Here is a 2,592-nt window from a genome sequence, read left to right on the forward strand (position 1 = left end):
AGAAGAACGAAATCGCTCTGCGATGGCTCCTTAAAATCTTAGAACCCTAAAAATCTTTAAAATAAAAAACAAAAAAGTATGCCCTTTTGTGATATTGTTTAATCGACCAAAACCAAACAATTCACAGGAAAGGACATACTTTTTCTAATGGAAATTATAGCACACATACTGTGTAAAATATACACACCTATTTTTACATATAACAGTCGAGCACCTCCTCCAATTCATGTATTCATCAACTATTAACTGGAGGAGGCAGACCATAATGAAACAATATGATCAAGAGATCGAACTATACTTTGAACTAAAAGGGACCCCAGATTCCTCACGAGAATCTTATTGGAGGGGAATGAGGGCCTTTCTCACATTTTTACAAGAACGGAACACACCCATTGAAGAAATGGATGAAAAAGATATCCAACAATATATTCTTTTCTTAAAGAAAGAAAAGGGTCTATCAGCGGGGACCATTAACAACTATATCTCCGCGATTAAGTTTTTCTATACGTATATTTTAGATAAGGAATGGAATCACAGAAAAGTTCCAAGGATGAAAAGAACCAAGTCCTTTCCGGTCATTCCCTCTCGGGAAGATGTAGACGCACTTTTAGATTCGACTACTAATCTAAAACATAAGGCCATCCTCGTATTAATTTATGGAAGTGGCCTTCGAGTAAGTGAAGTAGCAAAGTTGAAAATCAGTGATGTCTGTAGTCAAACTATGCGAATACGAGTCGAACAGGCAAAACATAATACCAACCGATATACCATTCTATCTAATACGGCACTGGAAGTGCTCCGTGACTATTTTAGAGCCTTCTTTTCAAACGTTTCCTATGAACGCAGCGATTGGCTTTTCCCAGGGAGAAATCCTAAAGAACATATTCATGTGAAAACGATAAAGAATACATTCATCAAACTTAGAGAAAAGTTGAATCTGGATTTCAATATTTCAGCTCACACCTTACGGCATTGTTTTGCGACACATTCGTTAGAAAGTGGCGTTGAACCGGTATTGATTCAACAGATGCTTGGACATAATCGTCTTCAAACCACTTCGATCTACTTGCATATGACCTCCAAAAGCTTAATGGGCATTAAAAGTCCATTAGATACCAAAGGAAACCATCAAACATGACGAATGTCCAAGATCTGTTTAGAACCTTTTATCCTAAGTATCAAAGAACCTACAAATCTTCCAAAGAACAATTCAAAGCCGCCAGGGATATTCGAGATTGTAAAACAGCCACCATGGGTGGCCATTCTTATAAATGTGATACGTGCCATCATACTCAAATAAGCTATAATTCCTGCCGGAATCGTCACTGTACCATGTGCCAAGGAGTGAACAAGGAGATTTGGGTGGATCAGAGGAGGAAAGATGTTCTGGTTGCCCCCTATTTTCACGTGGTTTTTACCATGCCCGAACAATTACACATGGTCATCTACCATAACCAGAAACTACTCTATAACTTGATGTATAAAGCGGTCGCCGAAACCTTGATGGAGCTTTCTCAGGATAAAAAATATTTAGGAGCTCAGATTGGTTTTTTATCCGTCTTGCATACATGGGGGCAAAATCTTCACTACCATCCCCATATTCACACCGTTGTATTAGCGGGTGGACTGAACTCGCACAACCAGTGGTGTAGTTCTAGTGAAAAATTCTTTATTCCTGTAAAAGTGTTATCCAAAAAGTTTCGTGGTAAATTTCTTTACTATCTCAAACAATATTACGCTCAAAATTCATTGAATTTCTATAATGAAACCAAGCAGTTCGAAGAACCTGAAATCTTTCAGAAATTACTAGATGAGTGTTACAACCTTAATTGGTACAGCTATACCAAAAGGACGTTTTCAGGACCATTGGCCGTGATGAAATACCTTGGCCGTTACACGCATCGAATCGCTATATCCAATCATCGAATTATCTCCAAAACAAAAGAGACCGTAACGTTTCAAGTAAAAGACTATAAAAACAACAATCAGAAGAAAACCGTGACTTTAAAAGGTGTAGAGTTTGTTCGTCGCTTTCTCATGCATGTCCTTCCAAGAAAATTTGTCAAAGTGAGACATTATGGGCTACTAGCCAATCGAAATAAGAAAACAAAGCTTGCCCTTTGTAGGAAGCTCACCAAAAGCCCTTTGTATAAACCAAAGTTCGAAGGACTTAGTACTCTTGAGGTTGTCTCCGTCCTTCTGAAAAGAGACGTAACGTTGTGTCCTGGTTGTAAAAAGGATCACCTAAAAGCTGTCACTACTGGGCATGTGCCTTGAGAGTAAGAAATTTGAATCGCTATTTAAAAAGCCTCTTTATTGGGGAGGGGGAAAGTATGTCCAATCCCCTTAAAACCACTGAAAAAATGAACAGGAACCCCTCAAGGAGGTCGAAAAAAAAGAAAAGAATATAAAAAGAAGGGGAAAGAAAAAGATTAAAACCCCATAAGCGGTCGTCCGCGACTTCATTCTTCTTGGCAATCAAAAATTTTGCGGATAGATCGAATTCGAAATATGGAAAAAAGGCACAACTAGAACCGCAGCCTAGTTGTGCCTTTTTTCGCGCAAAACTTCCGATTGACCCCTATAAGAACC

At 38.6% G+C, this 2,592-nt stretch carries 2 protein-coding genes; both read left to right on the plus strand.

Features of this window, described 5'->3' with window-relative positions:
* Positions 1–265 precede the first annotated feature (265 nt).
* A complete protein-coding gene (locus DFR59_RS19900; protein WP_114747412.1) occupies positions 266–1,138 on the plus strand; it encodes a tyrosine-type recombinase/integrase in 873 nt (290 codons plus the stop codon).
* A complete protein-coding gene (locus tag DFR59_RS19905) occupies positions 1,135–2,277 on the plus strand; it encodes an IS91 family transposase (protein WP_114747413.1) in 1,143 nt (380 codons plus the stop codon). Before DFR59_RS19900 ends, DFR59_RS19905 begins: the two co-directional genes overlap by 4 nt.
* Positions 2,278–2,592: the final 315 nt, after the last annotated feature.

It is taken from the genome of Falsibacillus pallidus, from assembly GCF_003350505.1.
Classification (GTDB): domain Bacteria; phylum Bacillota; class Bacilli; order Bacillales; family DSM-25281; genus Falsibacillus; species Falsibacillus pallidus.